General features: G+C 47.3%; 19 protein-coding genes. 12 read left to right on the plus strand and 7 right to left on the minus strand.

Annotated elements, in window-relative coordinates; all coding sequences use genetic code 11:
* The first annotated feature begins 281 nt into the window (after positions 1 to 281).
* Positions 282 to 1,772: an extracellular solute-binding protein gene (locus QMO62_RS31625; protein WP_284646454.1), complete on the plus strand. Its 1,491-nt coding sequence runs from the start codon at positions 282 to 284 to the stop codon at positions 1,770 to 1,772.
* A 318-nt stretch (positions 1,773 to 2,090) separates the two neighbouring features.
* Here the strand turns inward: QMO62_RS31625 and QMO62_RS31630 are convergent, their stop codons facing one another.
* Genes QMO62_RS31630 through QMO62_RS31645 form a run of 4 tightly spaced genes read right to left on the minus strand, consistent with a single transcriptional unit; the run spans position 2,091 to position 7,045 of the window.
* Complete coding sequence (locus QMO62_RS31630) at positions 2,091 to 3,281, minus strand: Ger(x)C family spore germination protein (protein ID WP_284646455.1); 1,191 nt, start codon at positions 3,279 to 3,281, stop codon at positions 2,091 to 2,093.
* Complete coding sequence (locus QMO62_RS31635) at positions 3,278 to 4,381, minus strand: GerAB/ArcD/ProY family transporter (protein ID WP_284646456.1); 1,104 nt, start codon at positions 4,379 to 4,381, stop codon at positions 3,278 to 3,280. The genes QMO62_RS31630 and QMO62_RS31635 overlap by 4 nt, the downstream gene beginning before the upstream one ends.
* Positions 4,382 to 4,420: 39 nt before the next feature.
* Entirely contained in the window at positions 4,421 to 5,512 is a 1,092-nt protein-coding gene (locus QMO62_RS31640) for a GerAB/ArcD/ProY family transporter (protein ID WP_284646457.1), read from the minus strand.
* Between the two features lie 18 nt (positions 5,513 to 5,530).
* The gene (locus tag QMO62_RS31645) at positions 5,531 to 7,045 is read right to left on the minus strand and encodes a spore germination protein (protein ID WP_372516760.1); all 1,515 of its coding nucleotides are present in this window, start codon (positions 7,043 to 7,045) and stop codon (positions 5,531 to 5,533) included.
* Positions 7,046 to 7,217: 172 nt separating this feature from the next.
* Here QMO62_RS31645 and QMO62_RS31650 point away from each other — a divergent pair, with 172 nt between their 5' ends.
* The 9 genes from QMO62_RS31650 (at position 7,218) to QMO62_RS31690 (ending at position 15,021) form a co-directional block, all read left to right on the plus strand.
* Positions 7,218 to 8,690: a sensor histidine kinase gene (locus tag QMO62_RS31650; protein ID WP_284646458.1), complete on the plus strand. Its 1,473-nt coding sequence runs from the start codon at positions 7,218 to 7,220 to the stop codon at positions 8,688 to 8,690.
* Positions 8,687 to 9,376 (plus strand): response regulator transcription factor, encoded by a 690-nt coding sequence (locus QMO62_RS31655; protein WP_284646459.1) that lies wholly within the window; start codon positions 8,687 to 8,689, stop codon positions 9,374 to 9,376. The genes QMO62_RS31650 and QMO62_RS31655 overlap by 4 nt, the downstream gene beginning before the upstream one ends.
* A gap of 136 nt (positions 9,377 to 9,512) precedes the next feature.
* Complete coding sequence (locus QMO62_RS31660; RefSeq protein WP_284646460.1) at positions 9,513 to 10,967, plus strand: S-layer homology domain-containing protein; 1,455 nt, start codon at positions 9,513 to 9,515, stop codon at positions 10,965 to 10,967.
* A 372-nt stretch (positions 10,968 to 11,339) separates the two neighbouring features.
* Positions 11,340 to 12,122: a sulfite exporter TauE/SafE family protein gene (locus tag QMO62_RS31665; RefSeq protein ID WP_284646461.1), complete on the plus strand. Its 783-nt coding sequence runs from the start codon at positions 11,340 to 11,342 to the stop codon at positions 12,120 to 12,122.
* Between the two features lie 45 nt (positions 12,123 to 12,167).
* Positions 12,168 to 12,749, plus strand: a complete 582-nt coding sequence (locus QMO62_RS31670) for a sulfurtransferase TusA family protein (RefSeq protein WP_372516750.1) — start codon at positions 12,168 to 12,170, stop codon at positions 12,747 to 12,749.
* Between the two features lie 21 nt (positions 12,750 to 12,770).
* Positions 12,771 to 13,916 carry an MBL fold metallo-hydrolase gene (locus QMO62_RS31675; protein WP_284646463.1) on the plus strand — a complete coding sequence of 382 codons (1,146 nt, stop codon included), beginning with the start codon at positions 12,771 to 12,773 and terminating at the stop codon, positions 13,914 to 13,916.
* A 13-nt stretch (positions 13,917 to 13,929) separates the two neighbouring features.
* Positions 13,930 to 14,157 (plus strand): sulfurtransferase TusA family protein, encoded by a 228-nt coding sequence (locus QMO62_RS31680; protein WP_284646464.1) that lies wholly within the window; start codon positions 13,930 to 13,932, stop codon positions 14,155 to 14,157.
* Between the two features lie 12 nt (positions 14,158 to 14,169).
* Positions 14,170 to 14,664 carry a DsrE/DsrF/DrsH-like family protein gene (locus QMO62_RS31685; protein ID WP_284646465.1) on the plus strand — a complete coding sequence of 165 codons (495 nt, stop codon included), beginning with the start codon at positions 14,170 to 14,172 and terminating at the stop codon, positions 14,662 to 14,664.
* A 96-nt stretch (positions 14,665 to 14,760) separates the two neighbouring features.
* Positions 14,761 to 15,021, plus strand: a complete 261-nt coding sequence (locus tag QMO62_RS31690; RefSeq protein ID WP_284646466.1) for a metal-sensitive transcriptional regulator — start codon at positions 14,761 to 14,763, stop codon at positions 15,019 to 15,021.
* A 111-nt stretch (positions 15,022 to 15,132) separates the two neighbouring features.
* On the opposite strand, the gene QMO62_RS31695 is transcribed toward QMO62_RS31690, so the two are convergent.
* Positions 15,133 to 16,536, minus strand: coding sequence for an NAD-dependent malic enzyme (locus QMO62_RS31695; RefSeq protein ID WP_284646467.1), 1,404 nt, complete (start codon positions 16,534 to 16,536; stop codon positions 15,133 to 15,135).
* Positions 16,537 to 16,942: 406 nt separating this feature from the next.
* Here QMO62_RS31695 and QMO62_RS31700 point away from each other — a divergent pair, with 406 nt between their 5' ends.
* Both QMO62_RS31700 and QMO62_RS31705 read left to right on the plus strand, forming a co-directional pair.
* The gene (locus QMO62_RS31700) at positions 16,943 to 18,751 is read left to right on the plus strand and encodes a cache domain-containing sensor histidine kinase (protein ID WP_284646468.1); all 1,809 of its coding nucleotides are present in this window, start codon (positions 16,943 to 16,945) and stop codon (positions 18,749 to 18,751) included.
* A 35-nt stretch (positions 18,752 to 18,786) separates the two neighbouring features.
* On the plus strand, positions 18,787 to 20,370 hold the full coding sequence (locus tag QMO62_RS31705) for a response regulator (RefSeq protein ID WP_284646469.1): 1,584 nt from the start codon (positions 18,787 to 18,789) through the stop codon (positions 20,368 to 20,370).
* Positions 20,371 to 20,435: 65 nt separating this feature from the next.
* On the opposite strand, the gene QMO62_RS31710 is transcribed toward QMO62_RS31705, so the two are convergent.
* Together QMO62_RS31710 and QMO62_RS31715 are read right to left on the minus strand one after the other, a co-directional pair.
* Positions 20,436 to 21,350, minus strand: a complete 915-nt coding sequence (locus tag QMO62_RS31710; RefSeq protein ID WP_284646757.1) for a hypothetical protein — start codon at positions 21,348 to 21,350, stop codon at positions 20,436 to 20,438.
* Positions 21,301 to 22,497 carry a cellulase family glycosylhydrolase gene (locus QMO62_RS31715; RefSeq protein WP_284646470.1) on the minus strand — a complete coding sequence of 399 codons (1,197 nt, stop codon included), beginning with the start codon at positions 22,495 to 22,497 and terminating at the stop codon, positions 21,301 to 21,303. Before QMO62_RS31715 ends, QMO62_RS31710 begins: the two co-directional genes overlap by 50 nt.
* Positions 22,498 to 22,615: the final 118 nt, after the last annotated feature.

Below are 22,615 nucleotides of genomic sequence, written 5' to 3' on the forward strand. Positions count from 1 at the left end.
AAGGAAATGCCGGCCCGGGTGCAGCTTGAGAAGTTTCGTCCAATCATCGGTAGGGGAGTGTGCTTTTTGCCGCAGGCCTAGGGTGTTGCTCTATTGCGAGGGTATGTTTAAGCAGCCGGCAGGATACAATAGTGTGACAAATTTGTAGCGGAAAAAACGTTCTATCCGGCTCGTTTCCCCTATTTAACCGAAAACTAATCAGCTGATTATGTACGTAATGCTTGAAGGTGAACTATGATGTGGCTGACGAAATAACAACAACAAGACGGAGGTCACTGACCATGGTAAACAAAAAAGCAACCGTGTTCCTCTCAGCTGTGACGGCGGTTTCCTTGCTGGCCGGCTGTAGCGGAAAGCCCGATTCCAATGCTGGAGCATCGAATGAAGCACAGAAGGGTCCTGTTAAGATCAGCATCATGGCGAACCTGCAGACTCCTGAGGTTCCTTCCGATAAATTGGAGAAGGTTCTGGAGGAAAAAACCAACTCTGACTTGACCATTCAATGGGTCCCGGACGGCTCTTATGACGAGAAGTACCAAGCTGCCTTCGCAACAGGAACGCTGCCGCAAGTGGTTTACTTGAAGAACGCTGCATCCTTCATTCTGATGCGCGACGCTATTAAGGACGGACAATTCTGGGAAATCGGACCTTTGCTGAAGGATTATCCGAACCTGAGTAAATTAAACGAGACAGTTCTTAAGAATACCGCGGTAGAAGGCAAGATCTATACACTGTATCAAGAGCGCCAGCCTGCACGTGCCGGATTGATCTACCGTAAGGACTGGGCTGACAAGCTCGGCATTGCTCCTCCGAAGACGGTTGACGATATCTATGACATGCTGAAAAAATTCAAGGATGCGGGACTCGGCGGAGCCAAGACGATTCCTTTGGCAGACCGCAATGACTTAGTCTACGGTTCCTTTAAGACGCTCTCTATGTACTTCGGAACGCCTAACAACTGGGGGGTTCAGGACGGCAAGCTGGTTCCGGAATTCATGACCCAGGGCTATATGGATACAATGAAATACATGAAGAAGCTTTACAATGAAGGCTTGATCAACCAAGACTTCCCTGTAACGAGCAAAAACGATCAGCAAAATCTCGTCTATTCCGGCCGCTCCGGAATGTACATCGGTACGATGGGCGACGTGAAAAACATGCAGGACAAAACAAAAGTAAACGTTCCGGAAGCTACCTTCGAAGTAACGAACGATATCGTTGGCAAAGATGGCAAGAAAGTAACCTGGGGACTCTCCGGTTACGGTACGGTTATGCTGTTCCCGAAATCCTCGGTGAAAACAGAGCAAGAGCTGAAGGCCATTCTGGGCGTATTTGATAAGTTTTATTCTCCGGAAATCGCCGACCTGTTGAAATACGGCTTGAAGGAAGAGCACTATACCCTGAAGGACGGCAAGGTTGTTCCTTCGACAGATGCGAAGCTTATCGAAAGAGAAGTTCGTCCTTATCTGAACATGGCATTGGCGGATACGACCAACGTAACACCGGCTTACTATGCACTGCCTGTTCACGAGAAGTCCAACACCCTGTCTAACGAAGCGGAAAAGTTCATGGTGACGGACCCTACAGCAGCGCTTGAATCCAAAACGTATTCCGAAGCTGGCGCCCGTCTGCAAGAGCAGATCAAGGACGCTACGTACCAATTCATCTTGGGCAAAATCGACGAAGCCGGCTTCCAAGCAGCTGTGAAGAAATGGCAAAATGACGGCGGTCAGAAGATTATGGATGAGTTTAACGCGCAATACAAAAAGTAATAAAGGTATGTAACAGACCGCTAAACCAAGCAGGGCTGCTGATCGCAAATCAGCAGCCTTGCTTCGGTTTGTAAGCGGCTGTTTTCGCTATTCGTTGATTCTAAGGCTCCAGTAATCCCTTCAGGGGCTTATATAGGAATTGAAGCAGGGTTCTGGGACCGGGTGTATTCGGTAAATCGAACATGGATAGAACCCAAACCAGAAGGAGAAACGATACGAACACACCCCGATCCCATGCCGGCTTTTTTTTCATTTTCGACCATTCCCATTTCCAAATGATCAAGGTAGCGATGGTTGCGATTGTGAAAAAGGACCATCTCATTTGTTTTTCACGTCCTCTTTAGGCAGACCGCCGGGGGCATTAACAAGTCCGGGACGAAGGATATGTGCCTCCACTTGGACATCGGTTGCAATCTCCGGGAATTTTTCATTCCACCGATCCTTAACCGCTTCCCACTGCCTAGGATATTTCATATGAAACGTTTTGGCGAAGTCCACAACGTCCGCCTTCCAATGCTGCTGGATTTCCTGAAGCGTTTTTTGAATTCGTTCCCTGATATCGTTCTCCATGGATGCTTCCATTAGAGCCAATAAGTCCGGATCCAAAGGGTTCAGATTCGTACCGTTCTGTTCAATGCTTCCTTCCGTTGTAACCTTTACCATCATCTTCCACTGTTCTCCTTCGATTCTTGGCAGCAGCTTCACTTTTCCCTTCACCGGTCTTAAGGAGATGAATCCTTCCTCCTCCGGCGTTTTGTAGGTAACGGTGTACTCCGTGATTTCATTCTTAAGCCATAGGATGCCGCGCGTAGATTTTTCCGTCATTTCACCGATCATCTTCCCTTGTTTGAAAATGGCGCTGCCGTAAATATACGCGATCGTTTGAAACGGCTGCGACGACTTGGCTTCGGGGAGGATCGTAATCAGGGGGAGTGCAAACGATTGAAATTCACTTTTCAGCAGGATGCTTAGCCGCTCCATTGTCACCTTCAAATTGTTCTGGAGATTGGACAGCTCCTGCAAAACCTCCGATGTTGATCTTTCGATAGGAGGATACAGTTCTAGAATATCCGCTGCCTTTCCTTTACTTACAAATAGGTAAGCCCTCTCTCTCGGCTGGGGATGCCGAACCAAAAAATCGAAATGCTCCTGTATTCCTTCCTTGGCCAAGCTCTCGCTGAAAATAAAAACTTTGCATTGTCCCCAAAACAATTTGCGGGGAAGCTTACGCTGCAGCTTGGACAAAGCATCAGCGATATTGATTCCTTGCTCCGAGCGCATAATGGTCCGCCTGCCGCCACTTCCGCCGCTGCCGCCTCCGGCCACGGCCGCCCCGCTTTGGTTCTGCGGGATAATGACTTGGGCCGATACAAGAACTTGGTTGTTTTCCCCTTTATCAAAGCCCATGACCGTAACCAGAGCCAAATCGTTAAGCTCTGTTCGATCCCAGCAGCCGCAGAGGAGAGTAAGTAAAGGAATAAGCAAAAAGGTGCTTATATATTTCCTCATGTGGATGGACCCCCTTCGGTTGCTGCATGTTTTCGGCGAAGTGTGGACACAGCCAAAAGGATCAGCGGTACAAGAAGCAAGAGCAAGGGAACTTCAAACGGTACGACAGCGGCCAAGTAGCTTCCGACAAGTGAATAGTTCGGAAAGTCCCATAATCCCAGAATTAAACAAAACATGGCGATAGGAAACACAAAGGGACGATGATCGGAAATTCCCAAGCATTGCGTGAACGAATGAACGGACGCGTATAGAAAGATTCCGATTTTAATAAAATTGCCGGCCACCCACATCACCAGGAGCAAGGCCTCAAGATTCTCAAAAAAATCGGCTAGACCGATATAGCGAAAAGCAATGAGTATCGGATATAGTTTGTCGCCTGAATCCAAGCCGAGTACGAATAGGGTAATAAGATTGACATAGGTCATGCTTAGTACGATGGCGCTAAGGGAAAGGAAGCCCCATTTTCTGCTTTTGCCCGGATCGGTCAGGAACGGCAGGAAAAATGTCATAAGAAACAGCTCGCATAACCAGGCCTGAGGGGCAGCTGTTCCTTTCAGCACCGGGACGATTCCGTGACTTAAAACGGGCAGCAGATTCCCCGGTTCCATATCCGGGAGGAGGAATAATAGGAAAAATAAAGGGATAACAAAGATGGGAGTAAATATAGTGGCGCTTCGGGCCAATACTTCCACTCCATTGCATATGGCAATGCCGGAAAGTAGAAGAATAGAGATCATGATCAACAGGATCGGCGTGGTCAATAAGAAATGAGTAACGAATTCAGCATACTCCCGAACAACGATTCCTGTAATACGAGTGAAAAATAAAAAATAAGTCACGCCCAGCAGTTTCCCTATCCATTTCCCCATAATGCACTCGCTGTACTGTACGACAGACATTCCGGGGTATAGCTGGTGAAGCCGGGTAACCGTAAGCACCGTAATGATTCCAAACACAGAAGCGAAAAGTCCTGTCATCCAAAAGTCGTTTCCGGCCAGCTGGGCTGAGATCGTCGGCAAAGAAATGAACCCGGTGGCAAGCACGGTCGGGTACATCATCAGCGCCATCTGAATGGATGAAATCTTTCCTTTCTCATACATGCTGTTCTATCCCCCTTTGCATATGGCAACCGATACGTATTAAGCCGCGGTGCTTCGCTTGCGCAGCAATGACGCCGCTAACAGGAACATAGGGATTAGGATATATACCGTCGGTAAATAAAAAGGAGATACGGTGTTCAAAAAATTACCAAGCTCGATAAAACCAGGGAGATCCCAAAAGCTAAAGGCTACGATGACTATGCCGATCGGAAAGACGAAAGGACGGGGGTCCTCCAATTTCAACCACTGTCCTAAGGACACAACGGCGGTATAATAAAAGAAGCTGATTTTTACGAAATTACCGACAATCCACATGGCCATCAACAAAGCTTCCAAGTTCTCGAAAAATTCGGCGATACTGATTAAGCGAAACAAATCAAGCACCGGATATACTTTATCGGATGTATCCGGCCCTAACACGAATAAAGCGATGAGGTTGACGTATGTCATACTGATAACTACAGCTCCCAAGGTCAGCAGACTCCATTTCTTTGCCTTTTCCGGGTCGGTCAAGCACGGAAGGAAAAAGCTCATGAGAAAAAACTGAGATACCCACGATTGCGGCAATAGCGTTCCTTTTAAGACAGGGACGATTCCATGGCTCAATACTGGAAATATATTGGATATCTCCATATCGGGAATCGCAAGCAGAAGGAAAACGATCGGCAGCATAAAGATGGGAGTAAGAAGTAAAGCGCTTCTTGCTACCAGCTCCACACCGCCTCTTACGGCAAATGCCGCTAACAAAATCATGGTCCCGACAATTAACAGGGTAGGAGTTTTAAACATAAAACTGACTTTCACAAATTCCGCGTATTGGCGGACGATAGAGCCGGTCGCATGAAAGGAAACCAATACGTAGACAAGACCAATGATGCTTCCCGCAGCTTTTCCGATAATGCGTTCACTGTATTGAATGATCGTCTGCTTGGGGAAAAGTCTATGAAGTCGATGGGCGGCCGTTATGGCAACGAATCCAAGAAAAAAGGACAGAAGGCTCGACATCCACAGATCATTCTGGGCATGCTTTGCGGAAGCGGTCGGCACAACCAAAAAGCCGGTTGCCAGAATGGTCGGATAGAGCAGAAATGCCATTTGAAGAGCTGAAATTTTCCCTTTGTCCAACATCATGGCTCCCCACGCTCCTTGTTACGACTCATCCCCTTTGGCCGGTCCCGGCTTCAACCCCGGCCGTTGACGATACTTATCAAATGATCCGGTTAACCGCGGCCGCTTGTCCAGCATCCACCAGGGAGCTCGGAACAGGACATCCTTCAGCTCGCCGAGCTTCGGAGTGCTTGAGGTGGACAAGTAAGGAAGCCCGAAGGAACGCAGACTGCATAGATGAAGGACGATGGCGATAATTCCCATCATGACGCCGAGAAATCCGAGACTTCCTGCCAGCAGGATCATCGGAAAACGCAGCATCCGGATGGCAATCCCCGCGACATAACGCGGTATCATGAAGGAGGCAATGCCGGTAATCGCCACTATAATGACCATGGGTGCAGAGACAATGCCCGCTTGAACGGCCGCTTGACCTATGACAAGTGCTCCGACAATGCTGACGGCGGCCCCGATCTGCTTCGGCAAACGTACGCCTGCTTCCCGAAGAGCTTCAAAGGTTATTTCCATGATCAGTACCTCGACTATTGCAGGAAAAGGAACCGCTTCTCTCGAGCTGGCCATGCTGATGATCAATGCCCCCGGAACCATCTCTTGGTGAAATGTCAGTACGGCCACATAAAGGGCGGGAAGCAAGAGCGAAATCAGGCAAAATCCATAACGCAGCCATCGTATGATGGAACTGATCCAAAACCGTTGATAATAATCTTCGGCAGCCTGCAGCAGGGTGAAAAAGGACACAGGCGCAACCAAAGCAAACGGGGTGCCTGCGACCAAGATGGCGGCTCTGCCTTCCAGTAAATTACCGCAGACCACATCGGGGCGTTCCGTGCTAAGCAGCTGTGGAAAGGGGGAGTACGGGTTATCTTCGATCATTTCTTCGATATAGCCGCTTTCCAGGATCCCGTCGATTCGTATTCTGCCAAGACGGTTTTTTATTTCCTCAATCAGCGTTTCGTCCGCGAGCCCTTCGATATAGGCAATCACAATGTTCGTTTGCGTATATTCCCCTAGGGTCATGGATTCCAGCTTCAACTGTGGACTTCTGATGATGCGGCGCAGCTGTGAGGTGTTGGTTCTCAGCGTTTCCGTAAAGCCCTCCCTTGGTCCGCGGACACCAACCTCCGCTGAAGGCTCTTCAACCCCGCGCTTCTCCCACTTGTTGAGACCGAACGCTAGGCCGCGGGCTTCGTTGTCACGGAGCAGAATAGGATTGCCGTTCGAAAGCTGATCGATACAATCGCTTATTGTAGCAACTTCCGTCGCGCTGGATGCTGTGATTTTTCTTTCCACCAACTGACGAAGGTCATTATGGATTCCGATTTCCTCCCGCATGAGCGGAGCGATGATATATTCCTCGATCCTTTCGGCATCGGATAAGCCTTCGATATAAATTAACATCGATTTGACCTCTCCTATTGCAAAGGAACGAAATATCACGTCGGAGCAATGGGCGTAGACTGTACGTAATTGCGCTTCGTTTTGCTGCAGGCTCGAATCAAGGTTATGATCGGTTACATTTCGCACCAAGAATAAAATCCCCTTGTCTAAGGATAGCTATGGTTAGAGTTAGCTGATTTCCCCTTTCCTATGCAATAAAAGGAAAAGCAGAAGCGATTTAGAACAATTCGTCTCTTTTTGCTTCTTCGTTTAGATTCTGTTAAGAATTATGGTGTATACTCCTATATTTGAAGGGAGGGTGAACCAAGGCATGTCCATTCGATTTCGGCTGCTCATTTCGTTTATGACCACACTGGCGGTAACGGTGCTCGTCTTTTTCCTGACGGCCTATTTAATTGCGTTTGCCGTCACAGGGGATGCCCGGAGCATCAGCCGCTTTTATAATATCCACTATACCCTGCACCCGTTAACGGAAGAGGAAGAACGGATTTTCATGGAAATGAAATACTTGGCCAAAGAAAATCCGGGGCAATTAATGAACAAAGCGCTGCTCGGCGATTACGACTACCAGTTGAAAATGGTGCAGGCCGGGTTGATTGTGAGGCACAATCAAGACCTATTGTTTGTATCTCCGTCGATCCGGGAGCCGGGCATCGGAACAGCGCTGCCCGATTACGAAATGGGGAACTATTCCATTCGCAATTCCATTAACGTGGGAAGCCGCTTTTTCTCCTATGCGAAATTCGACTTTCCTTTTTCCGAACAAGATCGGGGCAGTATATTCGTCATTAGGGAAAGAAGTCCTTTTGCCGAAATCGTTCGAACGCTGCTGCCTATCCTGATTGTGGTCTTATTGGCCATTCTGCTGCTGACCAGCGGCCTGCTGTACCGGTATGTCACAAGAACGATTGTGCGGCCGATCCACATGCTAAGGGAATCGGCAGAGCGGATCAAGGAAGGGGACCTGCAATTCGAATTCAAACCCGAATCGGGCGATGAGATCGGACAGCTGGGACTGACCTTTGAGAAGATGAGACAGAAATTGAATGAATCGATTCAGCTTCAATTGCAATACGAGGAGAACCGCAAGCAATTGTTATCGAATATATCCCATGATTTAAGAACGCCGATTACAACCATTAAGGGATACGTGGAAGGGATTCGGGATGGGGTTGCGGATTCGAAGGAGAAAATGGACAAATACATCAATACGATCTATACGAAAACAGCGGACCTGGATCGCCTGGTGGATGAATTGTTCTTATACTCCAAGCTGGACCTGAATCGCGAGCCCTTTTCTTTCGAAACCGTCGATTTCCTAGCGTTCGTAAGGGATATGGTGGAGGAAACAGAACTGGAGCTGGAAGAGAAAGGGATCAAGATCGTTTGGGAAGGTGTTCGTGAGGCGAAAGTGCCGGTGATGGCCGACCGGGAAAAGCTGAAGCGGGTCTTCTTGAATCTGCTCGGTAATTGCGTCAAGTATATGGATAAACCGGAGAAGCGTATCGTTATTATTACAAGCGTACAGGAAAATCAAGTCACGGTGGAGGTTCGCGACAATGGGCCGGGGATTCCCCCTGAAGCTCTGCCGCATATTTTTGAACGGTTCTACCGCGGAGAGCCGTCGCGAAATGCGAAGACGGGCGGCAGCGGCTTGGGGCTCGCCATTGCCAAGCAGATGGTTGCAGGTCACGGGGGGCGCATCTGGGCGGAGAGCAAATGGGGCGAGGGCACAAGGATGTTCTTCTCATTAAAGATCATGGGTAAGAGTGGTGATGAATGATGCAGCGAATATTGATTATAGAAGATGAAGTCGCTATAGCCGAGCTCCAGAAGGATTACCTTGAGCTGCATGGGTTCTCCGTGGATATGAGCCATTCCGGCGGCGAAGGGCTGGATCTCGCATTGGAACGAGCTTACGATTTAATCATACTCGATCTGCAGCTGCCGGAGATTGACGGCTTCGAGCTGTGCAGGCAAATTCGCCGGGCCAAGGATGTACCGATACTGATTGTTTCCGCCAAAAAAGAGGAGATCGATAAGATACGGGGATTCGGCCTGGGTGCCGATGATTTCATTACCAAGCCCTTCAGTCCGAACGAGCTGGTCGCCAGATCAAAGGCGCATCTCGCCAGATATGAGCGCTTTTTGGGCAAGAACAAGGCTTTGGAAGAGATTCGGATACGCGAATTGACCATCGATAAAGCGTCGCGTCGGGTATACATCCATGGCAAGGAAGTGATATTCACCGCCAAAGAATTCGATCTGTTGGTCTACCTCGCGGCCAATCCGAACCGTGTGTTCAGCAAAGACGACTTATTTGAACGAATATGGGGGCTGGAATCGGCAGGCGATATCGCAACGGTTACCGTCCATATTAGGCGCATTCGCGAAAAAATAGAAGCGGATCCGTCCAATCCTCAATTTATTGAAACGATCTGGGGAGCGGGATATCGTTTCACGGTATAAGCTATCATGGCTGTTATTGAAAAGTTTCGAGTTTGTTTAGAAATATTTAATCTTTCTGTATGAGCGAGTTTAGAATGATCGTCTATCATGAATGTATGAAGGACATCATATCAAGCTCATAGAGAGGAAGATTCATATGAATAAAACGATGCAGAAGATTACCGCTTTAGCGATTGCAGCGACGATTGGAGGAGGCGCGTTGCTGCCCTTCAACGTGATGGCTTCCGAGAACGCGACGGAGCAGGCGATCCGCGAGATGGTTCAATTAGGCGTGCTTCACGGTTATGAGGATCAAAGCATGAAGCCGGAGAAGCCGGTCACTCAAGCTGAGCTGGCCAAGATGATCGTGCTTTCCCTCCAGCTCCAAACGGAGGGGAGTGTCCTGAAGGATCAGGAGCATCGGAACAAATGGTACACCTCCTACATCAATACAGCGGTTGCCTCAGGCATCCTGGAAGAAGGAAAGCTTCAACCGAACCAGCCCGTAGCCTCGGATGAGTTCGCAGCAGCCTTAGCGAAGGCGCTTCAGAGAGATGGCTTGTCCATTAAGCATTGGATGAAAGGAATCGTCACCGGCCAGAATCATGTCACCCGCGGGGAAGCTTCCCAGATTCTGCTGTTAGCCCGAAAGGCGGTTCGTTCCCAGGAGGCGCAGGTGGTTTCCGTAAAAGCGCTGAACGCCATTACACTGGAAGTGACGTTCTCCGCACCGCTGACGCTGAATGATGAGAGCATCGAGGAATCCGCCAAGAACTTTGTCTTTGACGGCGGCCTTACCATTGTCAACCAGCCGCGGCTGAAGACAGGCGCTCTTCAAACATACATCGTTCCTGTAACGACTATGTCGGCAAATACTTCCTATACCCTAAGCTACAAAGGCAAGCAGCAGCATACGTTTGTATCCAGCGATGAGAAGATCCGAATGAATAAGGTTCGCCAAGTGACATCCGATACGTTTGAAGTAGAATCCCTGCGCGAAGAAGGTGTGGTGGATTACGGTTATATCATTTCCGCCTATGCGGGAGGCCGCGGGAAGGATGCTTTCATCTTGGATGAAAACAACAGCTACGACGGACAGCCGTTTCAGATCATCTCTAGCTTGAGAAATCGTACGGCGACGTTAACTCCTGAGGGAGGAACGCCTGTCACCGTTAACTATGTCGGGTTTACTCAATCCACAGACGGTAAACAGGAACCGAAATTCCGTCTGCCGGGAGGCGCCGCGCTGACGCCTGGTCTCAAATACACCGTAACCTCCGATTGGTTTGATCTGAAGAGCGGCTCCTTCATCGCAGAAGAGATCGCACCGGTAACGATTGCTTCGGCTTCGCAGGTAGATGGAAAGACTATTCATGTCCAGCTGTCCGAGGACCCGCAGGATGAACTCTTTGCCTTCCGCTCCGTTAAGCTCATCGGATCCGATCAATCGGAAGTAACCGCTCAATATAGACTGCAATCCCGTAAGGGTGCGGTTGGGGTGTTCGACATTCAGAACGGGGGACAGCTAGCCCCTGGAGTAAGCTATACCGTCGAACCCATTGGAGCTTGGGCTGTGGCCAAGAATGTAGTATTGAAGGCTATCGGCCAATAATAACGATGTAGAAGTTGGGCTGTCCCACAAGTCATCTTAGATGACCCGGGGCAGCCTTTCCTTTGTAATCCTATTGCCATTATGAACTAGGGAAAAACAAAGACATCCGTACTTGTCGTGCTGTGAGAACTTTACCAGAGCTATGTACGTATATAACTTCTCGTTTACCTATGGGGGTTGACGAAGAAAACAAAATGAGCTATAGTATTTTCATACCCATACGGGTATAAGTATTAAACGAAAATGATGAAAGGAATGCAGGTAATATGGCCATGATGTAATTCATTTTTTTTGCCTAAAATAATACCCCATAGGGTATATATGATGCCGAGTAGTGAACACACAACCTTTACACCAAAGAAAGGAGTCGCTATGGATTTCGGTTGGATCATCACCCTGTTCGTTATCGGCTTTGCCGGTTCCTTCATTTCAGGGATGGTCGGTATCGGCGGGTCCATTATTAAGTATCCGATGCTGCTGTACATCCCCCCGGCTTTAGGATATCTAGCTTTTACGGCTCAAGAGGTTTCGGCGATCAGTGCGGTTCAAGTATTTTTCGCAACATTAGCAGGTATGTTCGCTTTTCGCAAAGGCGGCTACATGAATAAATCGTTAGTTTTATCCATGGGTATCGCGATTGTCGTCGGAAGCTTCGTAGGTGGCTACGGGTCTAAATTATTGCCTGATGATGTAATTAATCTTGTTTATGCCATCCTTGCTCTCATAGCGGGTATTATGATGTTCCTACCCAAGAAAGCCAATGAGGATGCTGATTATACGAAGCTGCAGTTCAATATGCCGCTCGCAGCCCTATTGGCCGCCGTTATCGGGATTCTTTCCGGAATCGTCGGGGCGGCAGGAGCGTTCATCACGGTTCCGGTCATGTTAGTACTATTGAAAATACCGACGCGAGTTGCCATTGCCTCATCGCTCGCTATAACCTTTATTTCCTCGATCGGTTCTACAGCTGGGAAATTCATGGGGGGCCATATGCTCCTGATCCCGTCCATCGTCATGGTTGCGGCGAGTACGATTGCTTCGCCGATAGGAGCGAAAATTAGTAAAAAGCTGAATACGAAAGTTCTTCAATGGATATTGGCCGCTCTTATCGTGGCTACCGTCATCAAAATATGGACTGGTATCATTTTAACCTAATGGAGGAGATACCATGCGTGAACACAGTAATCATACCGAGAAAGGATGCGTAACATGAGCAATCTACAAGCAGATCGAACGTTGGATTGTGCTGGCTTGGCATGTCCCATGCCTGTGGTTCGTACCAAAAAAGCCATGGAAGAGATAAAGACAGGCGAGATTTTGGAGGTAAGAGCCACGGATAAAGGCTCCGTTGCCGATCTTCAAAGCTGGGCCAAGCGAACGGGTCACCAGTATATCGGATTAAAGGAAGAAAGCGAAGTGTATCGTCATTTTATCCGTAAGGCAGATTCGTCCGAGGTGAAAGCGGAAGCTAAGTATCCTCTTACGGCTCCCCTTGATGAGATAAACTTGAAATTGGCGGGCGGGGAGAAACTAAACATTTTGGATGTTCGCGAACCGGCGGAGTACGCATTCGGTCGTCTGCCAGGGGCAATATCCATTCCTGCGGGAGAACTGGAGCAGCGAATCCAAGAGCTGAATCCCACTGAGGAGTATTACGTCGTATGCCGTACCGGCAGCCGTAGTGATATGGCTTGTCAAGCCTTAGCTGAAAAAGGCTTTACGAAAGTCAAGAATGTGCTGCCCGGAATGACGGAGTGGACAGGCGAAATAGAGAGAGATTAAACCATCAGGAGGTTGTTCGAAATGACGACAAACCTAATACACAAAATGAACGCCAAAGAAGCGGCAAGAAAGATTCTTAACCATGAAGAGCTCTTTATCCTGGATGTTCGTAACGAAACGGATTTTGCGGATTGGAGAATCGAGGGACAAAGCGTAGAGATAATCAACATCCCCTACTTCGATTTGATCGATGGAGTCGATCCGGCGCTCGATCAAATTCCGGATGGCAAGGACGTACTGGTAGTATGCGCCAAAGAGGGCTCTTCTGTATTTGTTGCCGAACAAATTGCTGAAGCAGGAAGAAGCCATGTGTATTATCTGGAAGGCGGCATGAAATCCTGGAGTGAATATCTTGAGCCGGTGAAGGTAGCCGACCTGTCCGGCGGTGGAGAGCTGTATCAGTTTGTTCGCATCGGCAAAGGCTGTTTGTCCTATATGGTGCTCTCGGGCGGAGAAGCGGCGATTATCGACTCCACTCGGATGATTGACCAATATGATAGCTTTCTGAATGAAAACAATGCGAAGCTAATTCACGCCATCGATACGCATCTTCATGCCGACCATATCTCCGGGGGGCGCGCCCTGGCTGAGAAATATGGTGCAGCCTATCATCTGCCTCCTAAGGATGCGACAGAGGTTACGTTCAGCTACGAACCGCTGGAAGAGGGAAAGCCTATTCATGTCGGCAATGAAACCATTGTAGTTCAGCCTATCTACTCCCCTGGTCATACGATTGGTTCCACGTCTTTCATCCTAGATAACCAGTACCTGCTTTCCGGAGATATTTTATTTGTGGAATCCATCGGACGTCCAGACCTGGCAGGCCTTGCTCAGGATTGGGTCGGAGATCTTCGTGAGACGCTTTACAGCCGTTATAAGAATTTATCTGACGATCTCGTCGTTCTCCCTGCCCATTTTGGTAAAGTAACGGAGCTTGGAGCAGGCGGGCTTGTATCCGGTCGTCTAGGTGATCTTTACAGGAATAACCCGGGCTTAAACATTCAAGATGAGGGGGAGTTCCGTAAGACAGTTACGGAAAACCTGCCGCCTCAGCCTAAGGCGTATCAAGAAATCCGTCGAACCAATATGGGTAAAATCAACCCGAGTGAAGAGGAGCAGCGTGAGATGGAAATGGGTCCGAACCGCTGTGCCGTTCATGATAATTAAGGAGGAAATCGTAATGAATAGTCATAAAGTATTGGATGCAAAAGGGTTAGCTTGTCCTATGCCCATCGTAAGGACCAAAAAGACCATTGACGAATTGGAATCGGGACAGGTTTTGGAAGTACATGCCACAGATAAAGGGGCTAAGAATGATTTGACCGCATGGGCGAAAAGTACAGGACATGAACTAGTACAAAATACGGAAGAAGACGGTGTATATAAATTTTGGATTAAGAAGGCCTAATAGGCAAATGAAATGGAGAGATGGTACGTGACACAGAAACAAAAATCTACGATTGTACTGTTTAGCGGGGAATTGGATAAGGCGATCGCCGCCTTTATTATAGCGAACGGGGCGGCTGCCTACGATCATGAGGTTACGATCTTTTTTACCTTCTGGGGCTTGAATGCTCTTAGAAAAGACGAACCGATAGCTGTAAAGAAGGGCTTCCTGGAAAAAATGTTCGGCAAACTGATGCCGCGAGGCGCCAATAAGCTTGGTTTATCAAAAATGAACTATGCCGGAATGGGCCCTCAGATGATTAAGCACGTAATGAAGAAGCATAATGCACTGAGCTTGCCTCAGTTGATCGAGCTGGCACAGGAGCAAGGCGTTAAGCTTGTGGCTTGTACCATGACCATGGACCTGTTGGGTTTGCAACAAGAGGAGCTGCTTGATGGAATCGAATATGCAGGAGTGGCTGCTTATCTTGGAGATGCTTCTGAAGGAAAAGTAAACCTGTTTATCTAAGGCCAAACCATAATTCACTCCTTTCATATTGTTAGCTGCAATTATTCAAGGCTATAATATACCCATACATGTATAAGCTAAGGAAGGGTGAATGGAATGATCTATGATGATGATGTGAAAAGAAGATTGAAGCGGATGGAAGGCCAAGCTAGAGGTGTTCTTAACATGATGGAGGAGGGCAAAAACTGCAAGGATGTTGTAAGTCAGCTCTCCGCTATTCGCAGCGCAGCCGATAAAGCCATCGCGTATATTGTAGCGGTCAACCTGGAGCAATGCATTCTGGAGCAAAAAGAAGCGGGAAAAGATACCAGCCAGGTAGTCAAAGAAGCTATGGAGCTCTTAGTGAAAAGCAGATAACAGCAGGAAAATAAGGAAATAAATCAGTCCTTACACATACCAGGGACAAAATAAAGAAAGGTACAGCTCTCAAGGAAAAATATGAGAAGTCTGTACCTTATTTATTTCAGCTTATCTGAATTCCGTCGGTATTCTCCGGGAAACCCCCGTCAAAATGGCCGTCTCCACAACGGCATTCCTTACTTTGGCAACGACTTGTTCATTAAATATACTTGGAATAATATAGTGCTCGTTAAGCTCTTGCTCCGTTACAACGGAAGCTATGGCGCGGGCTGCAGCGATCTTCATCGGCTCGTTAATAAGTCTTGCACGGCAATCGAGCGCCCCTCGGAACAGCCCCGGAAATACAAGCACATTATTGATTTGGTTGGGATAATCGCTTCGGCCTGTAGCAAACACCCGAACATGAGGCATTGCTTCCTCCGGCGCAATCTCCGGATTGGGATTCGCCATTGCAAACACGATACTGTTAGGTGTCATGCTTCTGACATGTTCACTACGCAGGATTCCACCCCGTGATACTCCGATGAATACATCGGCGCCCTGGATGACTTGATCTAACGGTCCCGGCTCCGACTCCACCTGCGGCTGCTGGGCAAGCCAGTTCCACATGGGATTGTTATAGCTTTCGCCGCGCACGATTGCTCCTTCACGGTCTACTGGAACAAGCCGCTTTACTCCAGCAGCAAGCAGCATTTTGCAAATCGATACTCCGGCGGCACCGATCCCGTTCACCACCACGCGAATTTGCTCCATACGTTTTCCTACAACCTTGAGCGCATTCAGAAGCCCGGCTACGACCACGATTGCCGTTCCGTGCTGATCATCGTGAAAGACAGGAATGTCCAGTTCTTCCGCAAGCCGGGTCTCGATTTCGAAGCAGCGTGGCGCACTGATATCTTCCAGATTGATGCCGCCAAAAATCGGGCTGATGGCTTTCACCGTGCGAATGATCTCATCCGTATCCGTCGTATCCAAACAGATAGGAAAGGCGTCTACGCCGGCCAATTGTTTAAACAGCATAGCTTTCCCTTCCATAACGGGGGCAGCCGCGTGGGGGCCGATGTCGCCTAGTCCGAGGACGGCCGTGCCATCAGTCACCACTGCGACGGTATTTCTTTTGATCGTCAGCGAATAAGCCTTTTGCGGATTTTCAGAAATGGATGTGCATATCCGAGCGACACCCGGAGTGTAGACACGGGAGAGGTCATCGCGGTTTTTAATAGGCAAATTCGGCTGGATGGATATCTTTCCGCCTAAATGCGCAAGAAAAGTACGATCTGAAACGTTAATCAGCGTAATCCCTTCCGTTGCCCTGAGAGTATCCACGATCTTGGACTGCTCTGTGTCCGAGACATGCACAGTAATATCGCGAACGGAACTATCCTGTCCGGGGCGGATGACGTCGATGGAAGTAATATCGCCGCCTGCACGGCTGATCGCTGAAGCGACGTCGCCAAAGTTCAGCTTAGCATGATTTAATTCCAATCGTAAAATTAAGCTGTTAAATGACATAATGATCACCTCTTGGACAAATTATTGGCTCAAGCTTCTCTGGGGCTGTAGTTGGCGGAATAATGAAGACTCATTTATGTTCATAATAATGAACGCCATTCATATTAATGATCAATTTAATATTCCCATAGTTTTCATTTCGTGTCAATGGAATTCAGCAAATTAAATTATCAAATTGGGTCCCCGATTAGAGCACATAATCTATAGAGCGAAAGTTCAGAGGGTGTTCTTTTAAATGACCGATTGACGCTAATTGTTACCGTAATATAGTATAATGATGTAAGCGAATACAGAAACAAACATTGATTTCTCTCTAGAGGAATTGTATTTCGGCCCGGCAAAGGGCCTCATTTTTTATCTCTAATGATTAGGCAAGGATGACACATACCATAGAGGATGGGTTACTATGGAATATACCAACTGGCTCCCCAAAATCGTTTTCATGATAAGAAGTATGAGGCTCCAAAACAAATTGATGGCGGGATATGTGCTTGCCTGCGTTATTCCGCTGCTAGTGGTGAGCACCGTTATCTATCGTCAGTGGATTACGGGTCTGGAGGACTCCTCCCAAGAATTTGCGGCGTTATACACCTCTCAGATCGAGGCTTCATTAAATAATTTCGTTAAAGAATATGAAAAGATAACCAAATCGGTATTGGTCGACAATGATATTATCTACAAGCTCGGCGAAGAGCGGAAGATGACCATGGACGAGTTGAGTATTCAGAAGGTTACCGTGCAAAGATTATTGATGCGGGTCGCTGTGTTGAAGCCGGAAATTGTCCATTTGATGTTGATCAGTCGCGACAACAGCATTTACCAGTACGGGAATACTTCCAATTCGGTGAATTTGAGCGCATTAGTTTCCGAGGATTGGTATAAAAAACTTCAAAGCTCGGGCAATACATTTTTTATTACCGGATTGCACGAACGTACTTATTACGAGGATAAAGTAGAAGGGGCTCTGGTCACGGTAGGAAGGGTGCTGCTGAATTTTGATGGTTCTTATGCCGGGCTGCTTCTTATTGATATGGACCCATATACACTGCTGCAGCTTAATCAAGATTTTCTCAAGGCCCAGGACAAATACGGTATTCGTGTTATCATAAGCGACGGCTCCGGAGATATTGTTTACCATTCCGATGCGGCCAGCGGCAGACAGTCATGGAAGCAAATATTGGAATCCGGAAAGGATTACACCAGGGATGGGAATACGGATGATCGAATCATTCTCTCAGGCCAAACCGAGCTAGGGAATCTAATTATCAAGACGGAGCTTTCTCGTGACAAGCTGCTGAAGAAAATCAACCATATGAAGGTATTAACCGTAATGGTTATTATTGCTGCGAGTCTCATCATGGCGATGATCGCCCTAGCCTTAAGCTATACCATCACCAAGCCCATCAAAGCATTACGTCGAAGCATGAAGCAGGCGGAAACCGGGGAATACAAACCGATCCACAGTGAGCAATCCAATGACGAAATAGGCAGCCTGGTAAATAGCTATAACAAAATGATCACTACCATTCGAACCTTAATCGAAGAAGTTTATATTGCCGAGATAAAGCGCCGTCATGCCAAGTTTATTGCACTTCAGAACCAGATCAATCCTCACATGCTGTACAATACGTTGGAATCGATCCGCATGAAGGCGCTTGTTCAAGAGGAAGAAGAGATCGCAGGCATGATTAAGATATTGGCGAGAATGTTCCGTTTAGCCTTGGGCAAGGAAGGCAGGCGGCATTCCATTCAGGATGAAGTGGAGTACACGGTTAATTATCTGCAGTTGCAGAATATCCGTTTTGATCAGAAGTTTCGCTTGGACATCCGCATTCCTGAGGAGATGCAGCGGTGCAGCATCATTCCTATTGTTTTTCAACCTATAGTTGAGAATAGCATTAATCATGGTTTTCAGCATTACAACCGGATGATGAATATCATCATTGAAGGGCTTTGGACGGAGGAGGGATGGATATTGATTCGAATTACGGACGACGGAGCAGGCATATCCCCTGAGAAGTACGAAGAGCTTAGCCGTATTTTGGAAGAAGCGGAGTCGGATAAGTATAAGCTGGGAGAGCCGGAGGATAAAGGGCTTGGTCTGAAAAATATTGCGGAACGCATAAAAATTCATTATGGTGAACGATATTATCTTAAGCTTTTACCCGGGGACGGGAATGGGACAACGGTGGAGATCCTGATTCCGAGGCTCTGATTGCATTTTGAATAGAAAGAAAGGGGGAGAAAGCAATGAAGGTGATCCTGGTAGACGACGAGAAGGGCATTTTGGACGGCCTTAGGGTGTTGATAAAGCGTTATATTCCGGCATGTAAGGTGGTCGGTGTAGCCTTTAACGGTCTTGAAGGCGTTAAAATCATTCAAGAACAGAAGCCGGATATCGTCATTACGGATATTCGAATGCCTCAGGCGGACGGGCTGGAGATGATTAGGATGCTTAAAGAGGCAGGATGTCAGGCAAAGTTCATCCTCTTGAGCGGTTATGCCGACTTTGAATACGCCCGAAGAGGCATGCAGCTGGGGGTTCAATTCTATATTAACAAACCGGTGGAGGAAGAGGAGCTGTGTGACTGTATTCATCAGGTTATTGAGGCCATTAAGGGGGAACAAGCTAAGCTTCAGGAAGTGGAAGATCTCAAGCAAGAGGTCCATAACCGGCTGCAGGAAATCTCTTTAAGGGACATCATTGACGTTGGTAGCGAAAATACCGCTTACGTGGAAGAGCTGCTGCAGATGGCATCCATTCCGATCAAGGGCAATCACTTTGTTTGTGCCTTACTGGAATTCGGGAATACCGTTGAAAGCCTAAAGGAATTCGCGCTTGAACCGGTTTTTCGCCAAATCGATCAGGCGTTAGGACAGTACCGGAAGGTGTACCGATTCCGCTATTCCGGAGCACAGATCGCTGTCATAGCGGCACATAGTGGAGATATTGCTTATAAGAAGCTGATTGGCTCCATCCAGCGGTTAAAACAATCGCTTTATCGGGAGCTAAAGCTGTCTATGACCGTCGGGATCGGAACCGTGCACAAGCGGGCAGCGGGAATTAGCCGGTCCTTTGAGGAGGCTCGTTATGCTTTAAGCCATAAAGTTATCAAGGGGGTGGATGTTGTTATCCCTTACCCTGAGATCATGAGCCTGCCGGGAACGAGTCATTCCATTTCGGAAGACATGGTTACCCGGCTGGAGGCCGGTTTGGATAATATGGACGAAGCGGAATGCGTTAACATCATCCGGGAGATATTCCGGCAAATGGAAGCGGAACGAGGCATGAGTCCGGTCGATCACCAATTGCAGTGCTTGAACATCTTATTATTAAGCGTACGTAAAATGTCTTTCCTGCAGCTGCAGCAGAATAACTTTCTGGGAAGAAATATATTATCGCTGGAAGGTATTTCACGTATTCGAACGCTGGATGACTTAAAGCAATGGATGGTTGGAGTAATTAAGGGAATTATTACCTTCAAGCTGGCAAATAATATACCTAAGAAAAAGGATATCATAGCCGAAATCAAAGAATATGTGAAGGAGCATTACAATAAACAGATCAGCCTGGCGGAGCTGTCCGACCGCTTCTTCATTAACCCTTATTATTTAAGCCAGCTGTTTAAACAGAAAACAGGCGATACCTATCTTAATTTTCTTGCTCAGATCCGGATTAACAAATCCAAGGAACTTCTGGAGAAAACTGATTTGAAGGTGTACGAAATTTGCCAAATGGTCGGTTATTCGGATACTCAGCATTTTGCCCGGTTATTTGAGAAATTGGTAGGATATAAGCCCAGTGAGTATCGCAAGAACTCTAGAAAAGAATAATAGAACATAAAAAATGCCGGACCTCACACAGGGTGTGTAGTGATCCGGCATTTTTTTTACTTGTTTCAGAGTGGAAGCGAATCGCGATAAACCGCCACATCATCGATATATAGGGAGTTCTGGCTGGCTTCCCCCGTACGGAAGCTAACGGTATCCAAGCTCGTAACCGGAGCGGAATACGGAATCTCGGCTGCCTTTACATTGTCATTAACGTAGATCTCATACTTATTCGATAAAGGGTTTGTCTTTAGCTTCACTGTATACCATGTACTCGGCTTTACGCTCTGTATAACTTTACCATTGGCCACCAAATTGTTGTCTGCATTCACGTAAATATCTATCGCCACGGTATCGCCGCTTTTTAATTGGAAACGGTCATTTGTCAAATCCACATCGTCTTTAAATCGCCACTGTGCCGTTATTGCCGCGGATTGACCTTCAAACGACTTGGTGATCCCTGCGGAATGGATTGATGATTTATCGCTTAAATAAACTCTTCTATCGGTTACGCTGGGTACATTTGCAATGGATACGGCTGTGTCTTCCGGTTCGCTGACGGTCCAACTCGGGTCTGCTCCTGTGACCTCATCGTTAAACGAATTGTTTAGAAAAACATTTTTGCTTACGTGCTCTAGAACGAGCAGTTGCAAGCTGTTTGGTTCAATGTAGACGGAGTCGGAGTAATTTCCCTTATTGGGCACGATCTTGTCGTCTACCATCTGAAGATTGCTGTTGTCGGGACTTGCGTAATAATTACTGGTCGTTGCATCGATTTTATAAGTTTTTACTCTGACATTGTTACCGTTGAATATGGACGGCAGGTTGGATACACGGACTGCCGCATTGTAATCTGCCGTGCCTGTGCCCTGATAGTTCCACACCATAAGGGAAACACCTGTATCATTCTTGGAGGCCAAGGAATATACTCCATTACCTTTTATGATGCTGTCCGAGGTAGCCGATACTCTGGTCGCTTTCATCTTTGACAGCATGACCATTATTTCCATACGGTGTAAACTTATCAGAAGGTATATCGGACAGCTTCACATTATATGGATCTCTGGAGACTAAAGCATCCTTTCTAGCGTTATCCGGATGGCGTAATTCCCACTGAAACGCGTAGTTTTTGCTGTTGTTTATATACCAATAATGAAGGGATGCCAATCCTGCCGCCTGTCTCAGTTGGTCTGGTTGAACTCCCCCGCTGACGTTAGGTACATCGGTCAGTGGTCCCGGGTAAATCCCTGTTTCCGTAATGAACGACGGTATGTCTATGCTAAGTCCTCTGCTGCTGAGTGCTGCATTAATCTGGCTGCGTTGATTATCTACCATGCTAGGATCTTCCTTAACAAAGCCGGTAAAGTTCGGACCTACGAAGTAACCATGGTAGGATATAAAATCAAGCTTATTCATTGGGGATGGGTCGTTCTTGTATCCGTCAAGGAATTTTCCAATCCAATCCATATCCAATCGCATGATAGAAGGACCTCCGACCTGCAAAGGCACCTCTGGGTTTAACTCTGCATTGACTTCATACACAGCATCCGAGAACGCTTTATAATAACTGTATACTGTGTCAGGTGTAACAAGTCCCTTATAGCGATTGGAATGTGGATCATCAGGTTCATTTAAAGCTTCTATATACTTTATTTTCGGATGATTTTGTTTTAGATGTTTAATGATATTTTTGACGATAGGCTTGACTTTATCAGGCGACTGTAGCTCGGGGATCACTTTTTCCGCTTTGATATTGACGAGTAAGGCATCCGCCATATTACTTGTATCTGAGAAGTAAACATCATAATTGCTAAAATTATACGTATCGGTAGCCAAATCATAAATGTCATGGTCGACCCAAGTCCTAAAAATTTTATTATGAAGACCCTGGTCATTCATGAACTGTACGTCTGCTTTTCTTTGGTCCCCATAGGTAAAATGTTTGGATATATTGAAGTGCTGTTCGCTTCTATAAAGTTCGCCTTGGGAGACACTTGCATCAACCGATACCGTTGCACTTGAAGGGCTTGAAGCTGCGTTCGCTTTGCTTGTTAATGGAATGTTAGCACTGCTCCCCAGTAACACGGCAGCGAGAGTGAAGCTTAAAGTTTTTAACCCAAATTGTAACATGATTGAGTCTACCTCCTAAGAATAGAGTGATCCTGGTTATTGACAGTCCGCCGATTGTATGCGCTTACATAAACGATGTTCGCCTCTTTTTTACAGGATATGGATTACCGCACTCTCC

Origin of the sequence: Paenibacillus silviterrae, assembly GCF_030167925.1 — a bacterium.
GTDB classification, from domain to species: Bacteria; Bacillota; Bacilli; order Paenibacillales; family NBRC-103111; genus Paenibacillus_G; species Paenibacillus_G silviterrae.

Coding starts and splice junctions, on each gene's coding strand:
- QMO62_RS31710 (WP_284646757.1), bottom strand. CDS start 21,350: ATGAAAGCGACCAGAGTATCGGCTACCTCGGACAGCATCATAAAAGGT.
- QMO62_RS31670 (WP_372516750.1), top strand. CDS start 12,168: ATGCGTAACATGAGCAATCTACAAGCAGATCGAACGTTGGATTGTGCT.
- QMO62_RS31660 (WP_284646460.1), top strand. CDS start 9,513: ATGAATAAAACGATGCAGAAGATTACCGCTTTAGCGATTGCAGCGACG.
- QMO62_RS31700 (WP_284646468.1), top strand. CDS start 16,943: ATGGAATATACCAACTGGCTCCCCAAAATCGTTTTCATGATAAGAAGT.
- QMO62_RS31675 (WP_284646463.1), top strand. CDS start 12,771: ATGACGACAAACCTAATACACAAAATGAACGCCAAAGAAGCGGCAAGA.
- QMO62_RS31630 (WP_284646455.1), bottom strand. CDS start 3,281: ATGAGGAAATATATAAGCACCTTTTTGCTTATTCCTTTACTTACTCTC.
- QMO62_RS31695 (WP_284646467.1), bottom strand. CDS start 16,536: ATGTCATTTAACAGCTTAATTTTACGATTGGAATTAAATCATGCTAAG.
- QMO62_RS31680 (WP_284646464.1), top strand. CDS start 13,930: ATGAATAGTCATAAAGTATTGGATGCAAAAGGGTTAGCTTGTCCTATG.
- QMO62_RS31650 (WP_284646458.1), top strand. CDS start 7,218: ATGTCCATTCGATTTCGGCTGCTCATTTCGTTTATGACCACACTGGCG.
- QMO62_RS31665 (WP_284646461.1), top strand. CDS start 11,340: ATGGATTTCGGTTGGATCATCACCCTGTTCGTTATCGGCTTTGCCGGT.
- QMO62_RS31715 (WP_284646470.1), bottom strand. CDS start 22,497: ATGTTACAATTTGGGTTAAAAACTTTAAGCTTCACTCTCGCTGCCGTG.
- QMO62_RS31705 (WP_284646469.1), top strand. CDS start 18,787: ATGAAGGTGATCCTGGTAGACGACGAGAAGGGCATTTTGGACGGCCTT.
- QMO62_RS31655 (WP_284646459.1), top strand. CDS start 8,687: ATGATGCAGCGAATATTGATTATAGAAGATGAAGTCGCTATAGCCGAG.
- QMO62_RS31690 (WP_284646466.1), top strand. CDS start 14,761: ATGATCTATGATGATGATGTGAAAAGAAGATTGAAGCGGATGGAAGGC.
- QMO62_RS31640 (WP_284646457.1), bottom strand. CDS start 5,512: ATGATGTTGGACAAAGGGAAAATTTCAGCTCTTCAAATGGCATTTCTG.
- QMO62_RS31685 (WP_284646465.1), top strand. CDS start 14,170: ATGGAGAGATGGTACGTGACACAGAAACAAAAATCTACGATTGTACTG.
- QMO62_RS31635 (WP_284646456.1), bottom strand. CDS start 4,381: ATGTATGAGAAAGGAAAGATTTCATCCATTCAGATGGCGCTGATGATG.
- QMO62_RS31625 (WP_284646454.1), top strand. CDS start 282: ATGGTAAACAAAAAAGCAACCGTGTTCCTCTCAGCTGTGACGGCGGTT.